11 protein-coding genes are annotated in these 12,770 nt (G+C 72.0%); 3 read left to right on the plus strand and 8 right to left on the minus strand.

The features are described 5' to 3' along the window. Positions 1-58 precede the first annotated feature (58 nt). Both ACZ56E_RS13785 and ACZ56E_RS13790 read right to left on the minus strand, forming a co-directional pair. Positions 59-1,378: a DUF6271 family protein gene (locus ACZ56E_RS13785; protein ID WP_471213982.1), complete on the minus strand. Its 1,320-nt coding sequence runs from the start codon at positions 1,376-1,378 to the stop codon at positions 59-61. Next, positions 1,360-2,400 carry a phytanoyl-CoA dioxygenase family protein gene (locus ACZ56E_RS13790; RefSeq protein WP_471213983.1) on the minus strand — a complete coding sequence of 347 codons (1,041 nt, stop codon included), beginning with the start codon at positions 2,398-2,400 and terminating at the stop codon, positions 1,360-1,362. Before ACZ56E_RS13790 ends, ACZ56E_RS13785 begins: the two co-directional genes overlap by 19 nt. A gap of 336 nt (positions 2,401-2,736) precedes the next feature. Here ACZ56E_RS13790 and ACZ56E_RS13795 point away from each other — a divergent pair, with 336 nt between their 5' ends. Next, on the plus strand, positions 2,737-3,861 hold the full coding sequence (locus ACZ56E_RS13795) for an NHL repeat-containing protein (RefSeq protein WP_471213985.1): 1,125 nt from the start codon (positions 2,737-2,739) through the stop codon (positions 3,859-3,861). Between the two features lie 62 nt (positions 3,862-3,923). On the opposite strand, the gene ACZ56E_RS13800 is transcribed toward ACZ56E_RS13795, so the two are convergent. From ACZ56E_RS13800 to ACZ56E_RS13820, 5 genes are all read right to left on the minus strand, one after another. After that, on the minus strand, positions 3,924-5,402 hold the full coding sequence (locus ACZ56E_RS13800; protein ID WP_471213987.1) for an esterase: 1,479 nt from the start codon (positions 5,400-5,402) through the stop codon (positions 3,924-3,926). A gap of 157 nt (positions 5,403-5,559) precedes the next feature. After that, positions 5,560-6,471, minus strand: a complete 912-nt coding sequence (locus ACZ56E_RS13805; protein WP_471213988.1) for a glycoside hydrolase family 16 protein — start codon at positions 6,469-6,471, stop codon at positions 5,560-5,562. Positions 6,472-6,555: 84 nt separating this feature from the next. Then, positions 6,556-7,716 (minus strand): oxygenase MpaB family protein, encoded by a 1,161-nt coding sequence (locus tag ACZ56E_RS13810; protein WP_471213990.1) that lies wholly within the window; start codon positions 7,714-7,716, stop codon positions 6,556-6,558. Between the two features lie 28 nt (positions 7,717-7,744). Beyond that, entirely contained in the window at positions 7,745-8,800 is a 1,056-nt protein-coding gene (locus ACZ56E_RS13815; protein WP_471213992.1) for a polyprenyl synthetase family protein, read from the minus strand. Beyond that, entirely contained in the window at positions 8,790-9,068 is a 279-nt protein-coding gene (locus tag ACZ56E_RS13820; protein WP_471213993.1) for a polyprenyl synthetase, read from the minus strand. Before ACZ56E_RS13820 ends, ACZ56E_RS13815 begins: the two co-directional genes overlap by 11 nt. Positions 9,069-9,346: 278 nt before the next feature. Between ACZ56E_RS13820 and ACZ56E_RS13825 the strand changes: the two genes are divergently transcribed. Then, the gene (locus ACZ56E_RS13825; RefSeq protein WP_471213996.1) at positions 9,347-11,458 is read left to right on the plus strand and encodes a choice-of-anchor A family protein; all 2,112 of its coding nucleotides are present in this window, start codon (positions 9,347-9,349) and stop codon (positions 11,456-11,458) included. A gap of 30 nt (positions 11,459-11,488) precedes the next feature. Here the strand turns inward: ACZ56E_RS13825 and ACZ56E_RS13830 are convergent, their stop codons facing one another. Then, positions 11,489-12,184: a L,D-transpeptidase gene (locus tag ACZ56E_RS13830; RefSeq protein WP_471213998.1), complete on the minus strand. Its 696-nt coding sequence runs from the start codon at positions 12,182-12,184 to the stop codon at positions 11,489-11,491. Between the two features lie 133 nt (positions 12,185-12,317). Here ACZ56E_RS13830 and ACZ56E_RS13835 point away from each other — a divergent pair, with 133 nt between their 5' ends. After that, positions 12,318-12,701, plus strand: coding sequence for a DUF779 domain-containing protein (locus ACZ56E_RS13835; protein WP_471213999.1), 384 nt, complete (start codon positions 12,318-12,320; stop codon positions 12,699-12,701). Positions 12,702-12,770: the final 69 nt, after the last annotated feature.

Raw genomic sequence — 12,770 nt, forward strand, 5'->3', positions numbered from 1 at the left:
TCTCGGGTCGGGTATGTCGTCGTCGGGTACGTCGTTGTCGGGTACGTCGTCGTCGCGCTCACGCCGGGTGCCCCGCCGTCAGGAGCGGCCCCGCGGCCTTGCTCGCGCGCACGAGGGCTTCCCATGCCTCGGTCAGCAGGGCGAAGTCCTCGATGTCGCCGCGCGCCTCGTCGAGCAGGCGTTCGCGGCGCGTGGCCAGGTGGTCGGCGAACTCCGCGTATCTGCCGCCGAGTCCGCGGTAGGCGGTGTCCAGGCGGTCGAGCCGCCGGACGTTCCCGCCCTGGTCGAGCCCGGTGCTCTCCCGGGCGAACTCCGCGACGACGGAGGCGCGGACGTGTCCGCGTTCGTCGAGCAGCGCGTCGCCCGCGTCGGCCATCCGGTCGTAGATGTGGTTGAAGTAGAGCATCGACAGGAAGAACTTGGCGAAGCGTGTCTGGTACGCGAGGAAGCCGGCGTCGGTCCTGCGTTCCGCGGTGTAGTAGTTGACGATGTTGCGGTTGTGGAGGACGCCGGGGAGCGCGGCGTCGTGGACCAGGTGGATGAGGAAGTAGTCGCTGCCGATGGTGTCGGTGGCGGGCGGCAGCGGCACGCGCTCGTGCACGTCGTGGAAGCTGATGTTGCACATGTCGACGCGCATCGGGTCGACCAGCGTGAGCAGCGCGTGATCGCGCTCGAACGGGGCGGAGCCCGCGCCCCGGAAGGAGTCGTCGACCAGATCCCGCTTCTCGGCCTCGGTCCAGTGGTCGGGCGCCCAGAGGCTGACCACGTCGTAGTACGCCTCGGGGTCGAGGCGGTGGATCTCGCCGATGTCGACGGAGAGTTCCCCCACGAAGGAGCTGCCGACCATGGCCACCCGCTTGTCCGCGTGGCGGGGTTCGAGAGCGCTCTCGGTGACGCCGTGCGCCGCCTCCTTCGCGGGCCTGCCCAGCGACATGAGCTCGTGGTGGACGGGGAAGACGGGCTCGCCGTCGACGGTCTGGTAGCGGCTGTCGGAGTCCCTGCGGTGGACGGACTCGCAGCCCAGCGCGGCGGCGATGAGGAAGGCGCGGTTGGTGCAGGCGCCGTAGGAGAGGCCGTCGGGGAGCATCAGGTCGAGGACCAGCTCCGGCTTGGCGACGTCGGCCGCGCCGATCACCCGGCGCAGGAAGTCGCGCTGGGCCGGCTCGGCCAGGTGGTGCACGACGACGCGCGGCACGTCCGGCAGTGCGCGCACGGCCCGGGTGTGTTCGGTGAAGGTGGCCGGGTCGGAGGAGTCCAGGATCAGCAGGTGCGCCTCGACGTCGAAGTGCGCGGCCGCGTACGCCGCTTCCTCGCCGATCGCCGCGATGGTCTGCGGGCAGGCCCGGTTGGTGGGGAGCGTCAGGCAGATTCGGCGCATGCTGCTTCCCCGTTCCAGGACTTGAGGCCGAGCAGCTTGGCGCCCAGGTCGTTGAGTGCGGCGGTGCCGTACCGCAGCGACTCGTGCTTGTGGGCGTCGCCGAGGAGCGTGGCGTTCCAGTCCGGTGTGGAGAGGTTGCTCCAGGAGTCGACGCGGGAGCGGCGGAGCTCGTCGTGGGTCTCCAGGGCGGGCATCATCGAGAGGTACTGGACCGCCCGGACACCGTCCTTCGAGGTGTTGGGGGCCACGCCGTGCGCCAGCAGCCCGTTCCAGATCAGCAGGTCGCCGGCTTCCAGCTCGGGTCGTACGACGGGCATGTCGTCGCGGTCGATCGCGGGACGTATGGGGTCGCGGTCGTCGGGCTGGAGGGCCTTCCACCGGTCGAACTGCCGGAACAGCTCGGGGCAGCACTGGAAGCCGCCGTGGTCCTGACGGGTGTCGTCCAGGGCGATGATGCCCTGCACGCGCTGGGGCAGCACACCGAGGGTGGTGTCGACGTCCCAGTGCAGGTTGATGTCGAAGCCGCGCTCGGTGGGGGCGATCAGGGAGCGCGAGCGGTTCTTGACGTTGGGCGGGTTGAGGTTGAGCCGGTCCAGGGTCACCCAGAGCTCTTCGCAGTCCCATACGTCGACGAACGCGTCGTAGACCCGCCGGGTCTGGCGGCTGTCCCAGATCAGCTGGTGGTGATAGGCCTCGACGAAGCCGTAGACGTGCAGCTCACGGTCGAGGTCCGAGCGGAACTCGCGCTCCTCGTACCAGGTCTCCGGGCGGCCGCGGTCCAGGCCCTGGAACTCCCAGGCGAAGTCGAGGAGGTCCTTCGCGGCCTCGGCGGGGATCGCCTGCTTCACGACGACGTAGCCGTACGTCTGCCAGAAGGCGAAGTCCTCCTCGGAGAGAACGCGCAGGGGACGTGTCTTGTGGAGGTCACGCAACTGGGTCTGCGCCAGATACGTCTCACCGTCCGAGCTGAAGTACGGGACGTCGGAGGGGGCGCGATGGAGGTAGCGGTCGCTCGCTGGCATGTGGTGCTCCAAGGATCGGTTCTTCCGGCGGCAGATCTCCACGCCGGATCACCAAAATGGACTAGACCAACTCTCCGTGTCAACAATTGAATTGGGCGCCTTGGCAGCCAAAAGAGCGACATTTACCCCCAGTTCATACGCCCGCCATATGAGGATTCGGCAAAGAATCCGCGCCTCAACTCGGTTCTACTGAGCGGTAGTTGGCCCGGACCAGGAGGAAAAGGCGCGTCCGCGTGCATTGACGCCGCACGGCACCCGGTTCAGGGTGTTGCACACCTCAGCGCGCCCCGAATCTCACGCACCGTGAACCCCTCCCAGCAGAGGAAGGCTCTTCTCATGCGAAGACGCGTCTTTGTCCGTGGTCTTGCCTGTGGTCTGGCGGCGACCGGCACGGGGGCCGCCCTGTCCGGGCCCCTGGCCGGAACCGCCGCCGCCCGCCCCTCGACCGCCACCGGCACCTGGCAGGAGGTCGCCGCGCCCGCCGGACAGCCCGCCGCCACCCTCGTCTCCGTGGCCGCCGCAGGGCCCGGTCTCGCCTGGGCCGTGGGCGCCCAGAGCGTGTACGGCAGGGACGAGGGCACCCCGATCTCCCTCAGCTGGAACGGCACCGCCTGGTCACTGGACGACGTGTCCCACCTGACCTACACGGGCGGCCTGCGTGCCGTCGCCGTCGACCCCGCGGGCGGCGCGGCCTGGGCCGTCGGCACCGACAGCGCGGGCCACGACCAGCTCCTGACCTGGGACGGCACCACCTGGCGCGAGGCCGGCTTCCCAGGGCGGGGTGAGGCCGGGACCCGGCTGACGGACGTCGCGGCCGGACCCGACGGCCGGTTCTGGGTGTCGGGGCGGCACGGCGACCGCGCCGGACTGCTGCGCGGCGACGGCAGGACCTGGCGCTGGTGCAGGCCGCTGCCTGATCCGGCCGCCCCGACGCCGTACGGAGTCACCGTGGCACGCGGCGGCGACGTGTGGGTGTTCGGCGACATCATCGCCCGCTGGGACGGCGCCTGGACGGTCGTGCCGCGCCTGCCCGGCCTGCGCGCGGCGGTGACGGGACTGCTGCCGATCGCGCACGACGACGTCTGGCTGACCGGCTACGCGTACGGCCCCGGCGGGCCTCCCGGCAAGCCGCCCGGCATCAGGCTGGAGCACTGGGACGGCACGGAGTGGATCAGCCCGGGTGCCCCGTTCGGCGTCGGCCTGCTGAGCGGCATCTCGGGCGACGACCTGGGCCGCCCCGACCTGATCTCCGGCTGGGACTTCTGGGACCAGAAGCGCGCCCACTACCTGCGCTGGAACGGCACGGCCTGGGTGAGCGAACGCGGCCCGGAGACACCCACCGCCTACATGCCGGAGGCCATCACCCGGATTCCAGGGACGGACGGCGGCTACTGGTCGGTGGGCACGACCTCCTTCTCTCCGTTCCCACCGGCCCAACTCCGCGTGGAACGCTTCGGCTAGCCGGCGGCCCCGACGCGCGGCGTGTACCGCGCGTCGGGGCCGACGACCACCCGGACCTGCGGTTACTCGTCGATCGCCGCGCCGAACGCCGCTCCCGTGGCGGGCGCCCCGAGCGAACCCGCGCCGTACGTCCAGGACCCGGCGCCGGTCACTCCGCCCGACCCTGCGGACAGGACCCACACCACGCCGTCGCCCGCGTTCTCGCCGGGCGCGGCCGCGAGGAGCCCGAAGCGGCCGTCGCGGTTGGGGTCGGAGAGCCGTACCTGCGCGCCCCACTTGTCGCCCTTCTCGGGCGCACCGGGGATGTCTGCGGAGTCCTGGTCGAAGGATTTCGCGCCGCTCGCCGTCAGCCCGTTCTCCGCGCCGCGCAGCACCCAGACGGCGCCCGCGTCGGCGACCGTGCCGATGTCCTCGCCCGGCGCGCCGATCGCGACGTCCGCGTAGCCGTCGCCGTCGGTGTCCGCGACGGACAGGTCGGCGCCCCAGCCGTCACCGCGCTCGGCGACACCGGGCACGCCCTCGGCGTCCTGCGTCCACCACTTGGCCTCCTCGCCGAGGCCGTCCGCGGTTCCGTAGCGCACGCCGACCAGGCCGCCGGTCATCGTCTCGCCGCCGTCGTCCGGGGAGGCCGGCTCGCCGGTCACGAGGTCGTCGTAGCCGTCGTTGTTGATGTCGCCGGAGGCCGCCGCAGGGCCGCCGCGCAGGTCGTTCTTGTACGTGAGGCCGTCGGCGCCGCCCGCGAACTGCACGGACCAGCCGTGCCCGGGCTCGTCCCCCTCGGTGGTGCCTGCGGCGACGAGGTCGGCGTAGCCGTTGTTGTCGTAGTCGCCGGTGGTCAGCGCCTTGGACACGATCGAGCTGGCGTCGGCCGACCTGCCGAGCCGCTCGGTGGCCTGCCTGCGCAGCGGCGCCTCGCCCCTGGCCTGCGGCGCGGGGTCGTACACGAAGAGATCCAGGTTGTCCCGGTCGAGGACGGCGAGGAGGTCGCCGGGCGTGTCCGCGGTGAAGTGTGCCGCGGCGAGCCCGAGGCCGAACTGCTGGCCCGCGGCGGCCTGCTCGCTCTGCAGCCAGCTGCTGGCGGAGCCGGTGAGTCCCGACTTCGAGCCCCAGAGGACGGCGACGCCACCGGCGTCCGTCCCCTCGTCGAGGTCCTCACCGGGGATGCCGACGACCGCGTCGTCGTAGCCGTCGCCGTCCAGGTCGCCGGTGGCGACGGCCTTGCCGAAGTTGTCACCGGCCTCGGCGGCGCCGGAGACACCGGCCGTCGACTGGCTGAACCGGGCGACGTTCGTGGTGCCGATGCCTCTGGTCGAGCCGTACTGGACCGTGACGAGGCCGGCTCCCTTGGCCCCGCTCACCGTGGCGCCCGGTGCGCCGACCAGGACGTCCTCGTATCCGTCGCCGTTGAAGTCGCTGTTGCGGTCGTCGGCGTGGGTACCCCCAGGGGTGCCGGCGAAGGCGGAGGGGGCGGCGGCGATACCGGCCCCCGTCAGCAGAAGGAACGAGGCCGCGGCGAGGGCGGCCGAACGGTTCTTGCGCACGAGCGGCTCCTGTGAAGGAAGGTGGCCGGGCAGGCGCGGGGGGTGTCCGGAAAGGGCCCGTTCCTTGTCCGGCGCCCTGTTCGACACGGGATGCGGCAGAAGGGTTGTACGAGGTGACGAATCCGGTAAGCGCGGGTGAACTCGCCGCGTCCTGCGCTCACTTCCAGCCGTACGCGTACGCGGCCACCCACGTGATCTCCAGCTGGGCGCTGCTGCCGGGCGCCGCCCCCGGCCCTTCCAGGGCGCTCTCGTTCTGCAGGACCCAGGACAGCGGCCGGTCCGGCACGCCCCTCGTGTCGTGTCCCGTCTCGCGCCCGTCGACGAAGAACCGCACATGGCCGGGGGTCCACTCGGTGGAGACGGTGTGCCACTCGGTCCAGTCGTCCGCGCCCGGGTAGGAGCCCTGTTCGCCTCCGCCGCAGGGATGGTGGAAGGCGGTCAGGGAGCCGGTCCACTCGCCTTCGGGGTGGTCCATCTCGCAGCCGCCGCCGTAGTGCAGCCAGGCCGACTTGTAGCCGGGAGCCTGCTTGGTGACCTTGATCCGGGCGCTGTACTTGCCGTACTTCATCTGCATGACGGCGCGTGGTACCACCGCCGACGCGTGGACGGGCCCTCCGTCGGCGGGCCGCCACATACGGATGCGCATACGGCCGTCGCCGTCGGCCGCAGGGCCCACGCTGACGGTGTCCTCCGGGTGGTAGACGCCGACGACGTCACGGTCCCGGTCGTTCGCCGTGTCGCGCCAACCTGTGGGGTATGCCCACCAGTTGTCGCGGTAGGCGCCGTCGAGGCCGGCGCAGTACGCGGCGGAGGTGTCGGCGTGGTGGTCGCAGTCGCTGAACGCGCCGAGCGGCACCCGGTCGCCGTTGAAGTCCTCGGCGAGGACCTGCCAGAACGGCCCGCAGTCGCCGCGCGGCAGGGTGCTGCCCCCGGTGCGGCAGGCGTCGGCCGACAGCGGCGCTCCCCCGGCGCTCGGAACGCACAGCAGGGCGCCGAGCAACACCACGCCGAGCGCGCCGGACACGACCGGTCGCCTGGGCCGCCGGCCCGCCGCCGCGTGTCGTCCCATGGCGCTGCCTCCGCTCCGCGGACACCCCCGAGGAGGGGTCATCCTCGTGCAGCGGGCACCGCACCGCCAGAGTCCTGGCGCCCCTCAGGGGGTCGAGGCGGGCGGCGGGGTCCACCGTCGGCCGGGCGGCACCGCGGTGGAGACGCCGTAGTCCTTCTTGAGCTGTTCCGGGATGGCGTAGTGCATCACGCGTCCGCGGGTGAGGGAGGACAGTTCGAAGACGCTGACGAGGTGGCCGATGCGGTCCAGCGCCCAGGCGCCGTACGGGGAGCGGTCCTCGATGCTCTCCAGGACGCCGAGGAGGCGGGGCACCGCCTTGACCGCGGTGTCCCACGGCGTGCGCGGCACCGCGAGCCAGTCGGCGCAGGTGTCTCCGACGAGGAAGCGGATGAGGGCGGAGACGACGGGGTCGAGCAGGGTCCCCGGCACCACTTCCTCGTAGAGGTCGATGAGCTGCCGCGTCAGGTGCGCGCCCTCATCGGAGGGGCCCATGTGGCGGAGCATGTACAGATCGAGGAACCGGCGGGCCTCGTCGAGTGTCTTGGGGACCGCGTCCTGGTCGACGCCGAGCATCGCGCCGACCACGCGCCAGGCGTAGTAGTAGGCCTCCGCGCCCTCCGTCGACATGTGGATGCCGAGGCGGTGCAGGCTGTCCAGCACGAGCATCGAGAAGAACATCTGCCCGCCGATCAGGTCCTCCTGACAGATCGGCGTGCCGAGGGCTGCGGTGTCCCACTGGTTCTCGCGCTTCAGGTGGTGGCGGATCGACGCGTGCAGGAGGCGCACCTTCTGGGCCGCGGGGATGAAGCGGCTGCCGCTCTCGAAGGCGTCGGGCTGCATGAGGTGGACGGTGAACTGCCCGGTCTCCGCCATCCGTTTGGAGGGGTACTTCAGTCCGTGCGTGGCCGACAGGAGCTTCGCCACGTGCGGGACGACGTAGCAGGCGGGCATGGAGGCGAAGGACAGGGCGGTGGAGATGTGCACGTTGTTGTCGATGAAGAACAGCCTGGCCTTCTCCATCTCCCCCCAGTCCACCCAGGACGGCGGGACGCGGGTGGCCTCCAGGTACTCCCGCGCCACGTCGGGCAGCCCGTCCGGCAGCGGGGCGCCGGCGGTGGAGACGTACCGCATCAGGGTGTTGAAGGTGCCCACCTGCCCGCGTTCGAAGAGCGTGGCGACGGTGGCGTCGGCGAGTTCGTCCCCGGCCCGGCGCAGGCCGTCCATGGATGCCTCGGTGCAGGTCATGGCAGGGTTCCTCGTCTTCCGTTGCGGGTCAGGACGGACGGAGCGCGGCCGAGCGCGCCAGCGCGGTGAGTGCGGTGTCCGCGTGCGGGGGCAGGACCAGCTGGTGCAGGGCGTCGAGGGCGTCCTCGACCCGCGCGCCGATCATGTCCTCGACGCGGGCGGGTGCCCCGAGCCGGCGCATCACCTCGCGCACCTCTTCGAGGTTCTCGCCGCCGGGGTCCGGCCGGCCGAGGAGAGTGCGCAGTCGCTCCCGCTCGTCGTCGCCCGCGAGGCGCCAGGTCTCCGCGAGGAGGGCCGTGGGCCGGTGGGCGCGCACGTCGTCGGCGTTGGCCTTGCCGGTGACCTCCGGGTCCCCGAACAGGCCGAGCAGGTCGTCCCGCAGCTGGAACGCCTCGCCCAGCGGCAGCCCGTACGCGCGAAAGCCCTCGCGCAGCCGTGTCCCGGCACCGGCCAGGGCCCCGCCGATGAGCAGGGGCTGCTCGACGGTGTACTTGGCGGTCTTGTAGCGGATCACCTTCAGCGACGCCTCGGTGTCGGGCACGGCTCCGGTGCGCAGGATCTCCAGGCACTCGCCCGCGATGAGCTCCCTGGCCATCACCGTCCACAGCGGTCTGGCCCGGGCCAGATAAGCGGCGGGCAGGCCGCTGGCGGCGAAGAGCTCCCCGGCCAGGGCCATCAGGAGATCGCCCACCAGCATCGCCAGTGACCTGGCGGCGGCGTCGCGGCGGGGCCTGCGCCGTACGGCGCCGCGCAGGGCCAGGTGCGCGGTGGGCCGCCCGTGCCGCAGCGGGCTGTCGTCGATGAGGTCGTCGTGCACGACCGCCGCGGCGTGCACCAGTTCCATGGCGGCCGCCGCCCGTGCCAGCGCGTCGCTGTCGGGCTGCCCCACCGCGCGCCAGCCCCAGTAGCAGAACGCCGCCCGCAGCCGCTTGCCGTCGGCGACCGCCGCCTCCAACTGCTCGGCCACCGGGGCGAGGAGCGGGTCGACGGCCGCGAACCGGTCCGCCTCCTCGGCGACGAAGCGGTGCAGGACGTCGTCGACTCGGGTCTTGAAGCCGGTCGGCTCCCAGAGGTCATACGTCATCGGCGGCCCGTCGGGCCAGGGCGCGCCGGGCCAGGATCTCCAGGTGGGCCGGGGGCACCGTCGCGTACCGGTCGAGCGCAAGGCGTCCGCGGGCGGTGAGCTCGCGCTCGGCGTCCGCGGCAAGCTCGGCGGTGTCGGAGCGGCGCAGCAGGCCGCGCACCGCCCCCAGGGCCGAACTCACCGTGCTCACCGCCAGATCGGCCAGTCCGGCCACCAGGAGCACCGCCTGCCCGTCCGGGCCTCCGTGCGGTCGTGTGTCCCGAGTCATGCCATCTCCCCCATCCCCTCGCGCGTCCGGACGGCGCCGGTCGCCCGCCGTCCCGGTGAGCATCGCGCCCGAACCGGCCCGGGAGCGGCAGAACTCACGATCGGGTGATCACATCGTTCGGCCGTGCGGATCGCGGCCGCGGCGAGCGGGCCGTGAGCCCCGCACTCGGCCTTTGCGGTGCTCTTCGTATGAAGGCACGGATCGGTTGATCGGCCGCGGCGGGCAATCGTGCAAGCCTCCTCCACGTCGTTTTGTTCCTGTGAGGAGCTGATGTGCACGTGACCGTCCCCTCCCTCTTCCGGTCCGGAATGAGGTCTCTCTGTCTCCTCGCCGTCGTGGCGGGAAGCGGCCTGCCGGCCATGCCCGCCGCCGCGCACTCCGCCGTGGGCGCCGCGGCGCGGCCGCTGCCCGGCGGGCTCGGCCCGTGTGTGCCGGGCAACTGCCCCAGCGGCGGCTACCCGCCGGTCAACAACAGCGGGATCAGATACCGCGACAACGGCATCAACGTGTACGTGGGCGGCGACTTCCTCGTCCGCGGGCGCGCCGCGGAGGCCGAAGGGCGCGTCGTCGTCCTCGGCGACTTCGACCAGGACAAGGTCGCCGGCGCCAGCAGCGTCTACAACATCGGCGAGGCCGGCGTGGGCTCCCGGGTCGCGCCGCCCGTCGGCGCGGACTGGCTCACCACGGGCGGCGACGTCAGGGTCGCCGCCGGCGAGCGGCTGCTCGCCGAGGACGGTGTGGTGCGCCATGCCGGTGACACCAGCGGCAGGATCGTCGCCACCGTGCGCGAGGACGCCGACGCCGCCGAGCCCTACCGGCCGCTGCGGGACGAACTCACCGCCGCGAGCCAGTGTTACGCCCACCCCGAGGGCGGCACACGCACGCCGACGGGCACGGCCACGCACGCGGGCGGCGAGACCCTGTTCCGGGGCGACAACACCTCCATGCTCCAGGTCTTCAACGTCAACTTCGACCTGATGGGCGGCAGCGGCGGCCAGGAGGGCATCCGCTTCGAGGGCATCCCGGACGGCGCCACGGTGCTGGTCAACGTCCTCGGGACCAAGCGCACCATCAACACGTACAGCGGGACGATCGACGACAGCAGCGGGTTCAACCAGCTGCGCAGCCGGCTGCTGTGGAACTTCCCCGACGCCACCTCGGTGGAGATCAAGGGCACCGGGCACTTCCAGGGCAGCGTCCTGATCGGCGACCAGGGCTCGACGTCCACGATCAGCGTGCCGGGCATGAACGGCCGCTTCTTCACCACGGGCTCGCTCACCCACACCAGCTCGGCGTCGGGCGGTGGCGGCCAGGAGTTCCACAACTACCCCTTCGACGGCGACCTGCCCGACTGCTCCGACGCGCCCACCTCCGGCGAGGTGAAGGTCGTCAAGACCGACGAGGACGACGGGGAGCCGCTCGCGGGCGCCGAGTTCGAGCTGTGGGAGGAGACCAACGGCGTCGACGGGCTGCAGACCCGCGGCGACAACCCGGACACGAGGGTCGGTGGCCCCTGCGTCACCGAGGCGCCGGGCGAGTGTGCCCGGACGGTGCCGCTCGGCACGTACTACTGGCGCGAGACCAAGGCGCCGCGCGACTACGACCTGCCGTCGCCGAACGTCTTCGGGCCGCTGGAGCTGACCGAGGCCAACGCCTCCGCGGGCGTGTCGGTCACGGCCGACAACGAGAAGAAGCGCACCGTCGTGGAGGGCGAGGTCACCGTCGTCAAGAAGGACAAGGACACGGGCAGGCCGCTGCCGGGCGCGGTCTTCCAGCTGTGGCGCGAGACCAACGGCAGGCCGGGGCTGCAGCAGACGGGGTCGGACCCCGACACCGCGACGGGCTCGCCCTGCACGACGAACGCCGTCGGCACCTGCGAGAAGGAGGTCTCCGTCGGCACGTACTACTGGGTCGAGACGAAGGCCCCCGACCGATACGAGCTGCCGGACCCGGCGGTCTTCGGTCCCCTCGTCCTCACCGCGGCCAACGCCGACGACGGGGTCTCCGTAGAGGCCCTGAACAGTGTGCGTGACGAACCGGAGGACGTCGGCTCGATCACGGTCGTCAAGAAGGACAAGAAGACGGGCAGGCCGCTGAGCGGCGCCGTCTTCCAGCTGTGGCGCGAGACCAACGGCAGGCCGGGGCTGCAGACCTCGGGAACGGGCCGGGACAGGCTCGTCGACGGGGGCTGCGCCACGGACGGCCGCGGCCGGTGCGAGTACCAGGGCCTCGACCTCGGCTCGTACTACCTGCGGGAGACCGCCGTTCCCGACGGTTACGTCCTGCCGTCGAAGAGGGTCAGCGGACCGCACAAGGTGACCGCGGGCAACGCGGCGAAGGGTGTCACGGTGACGCTCACCAACGAGCGTGGCGGGGGCAAGAAGAAGTAACCCCCGGTGGCCCGACGGGCACGGGTGGCGTCAGCCGCCCGTGCCCGGCTTCGTGCCCCAGATGTACAGGCGGTCACCCTTGAGCAGCAGGTTGTAGAGCCGCTTCGCGTCCCCCAGGGCCAGGTTCACACAGCCGCCCGAGCCGGACGAGAAGAGGTCCGAACGGGTGCCGTGCAGGGCCTGTCCACCGTTGAAGAACTGCGCGTACGGCATGGGGACGCGGTAGATCGTCGAGAAGTGGTCGCGGTTCTTCAGATAGATCCGCTGCCAGCCGCGGCGGGTCTCCAGACCGTCCCGGCCGCTGCGGATCGGCACCGGGGCGAAGACCAGCCTGCGGCCTGACCCTGACTGCGCCCACAGGACCTGCCGGGTCAGGTCCACACACGTGACCCGGTACGGCTTCGCGGGGCAGGTCCGCCGTTGCGCCGGGTTGCGCCGGACGGAGTCGGCGACGGCGAAGCGGTACGTCCGCAGGTTGGCGCTGCCGTCCGCCGGGCGGATGCCGAGCCGCTGCTGGAGCCGCCGGATGGCCGCGCAGTCGGCGGCGGACTGGCGCCCGTCGACCGGCAGCCGCAGCTCACGCTCCAGCTCGCGCTGGTAGGGGGCGGTGCCCGCGCGGCACGCGGGCTCGACGAGGGCAGCGGCGGGAGCGGGAGCGGCGGCCGCCCCGTGTGACACGGGGACGGCCAGCGACAGAGCGGCGATCGACGAGAGGAGCCAGCGCATCGCACCAGCTTCGGCCGGTCCGCCGCCGCTCCCCGCGCGACACGACCCGACCATCCCACAATTGCTCCGAACAGGCGTCCGGCAGCCGCTCCTCGCAACCCTGTTGCAACGTGCCGCGGGGCAGAGTCGCCCCATGGACCGCCAGGAGACGAAAGACGCCGATCGCAGCACCCCCCGGGCGGAGCTCACCCCTGCCGCCGCACGGCTCGTACGCCGACTGCGGGAGCTGCACGGGCCGCTGATGTTCCACCAGTCGGGGGGCTGCTGCGACGGCAGCGCGCCCATGTGCTTCCCGGACGGCGACTTCCGCACCGGTGATTCCGACGTGTGCCTCGCGTCGTTGACGGTGGATGGGGTGGCCGAGCCCGTAGCGTTCTGGATGTCGAAGAGCCAGTACGAGGTGTGGAGCCACACCCGGCTGATCGTGGACGTGGTGCCGGGCAGAGGCAGCGGCTTCTCGCTGGAGGCACCCGAGGGCGTACGTTTCCTCATCCGTTCCCGCTTGGCCGGAACGTAGCAACCCGCGTCTGGTGAACTCCCCTGGCTGCTGCGACAGTTACTTCGCTCACTTCGCCGCCCGGCCGAC

Source organism: Streptomyces sp. NPDC039480 (assembly GCF_055597165.1).

Coding starts and splice junctions, on each gene's coding strand:
- ACZ56E_RS13785 (WP_471213982.1), bottom strand. CDS start 1,378: ATGCGCCGAATCTGCCTGACGCTCCCCACCAACCGGGCCTGCCCGCAG.
- ACZ56E_RS13790 (WP_471213983.1), bottom strand. CDS start 2,400: ATGCCAGCGAGCGACCGCTACCTCCATCGCGCCCCCTCCGACGTCCCG.
- ACZ56E_RS13795 (WP_471213985.1), top strand. CDS start 2,737: ATGCGAAGACGCGTCTTTGTCCGTGGTCTTGCCTGTGGTCTGGCGGCG.
- ACZ56E_RS13805 (WP_471213988.1), bottom strand. CDS start 6,471: ATGGGACGACACGCGGCGGCGGGCCGGCGGCCCAGGCGACCGGTCGTG.
- ACZ56E_RS13810 (WP_471213990.1), bottom strand. CDS start 7,716: ATGACCTGCACCGAGGCATCCATGGACGGCCTGCGCCGGGCCGGGGAC.
- ACZ56E_RS13815 (WP_471213992.1), bottom strand. CDS start 8,800: ATGACGTATGACCTCTGGGAGCCGACCGGCTTCAAGACCCGAGTCGAC.
- ACZ56E_RS13820 (WP_471213993.1), bottom strand. CDS start 9,068: ATGACTCGGGACACACGACCGCACGGAGGCCCGGACGGGCAGGCGGTG.
- ACZ56E_RS13830 (WP_471213998.1), bottom strand. CDS start 12,184: ATGCGCTGGCTCCTCTCGTCGATCGCCGCTCTGTCGCTGGCCGTCCCC.
- ACZ56E_RS13835 (WP_471213999.1), top strand. CDS start 12,318: ATGGACCGCCAGGAGACGAAAGACGCCGATCGCAGCACCCCCCGGGCG.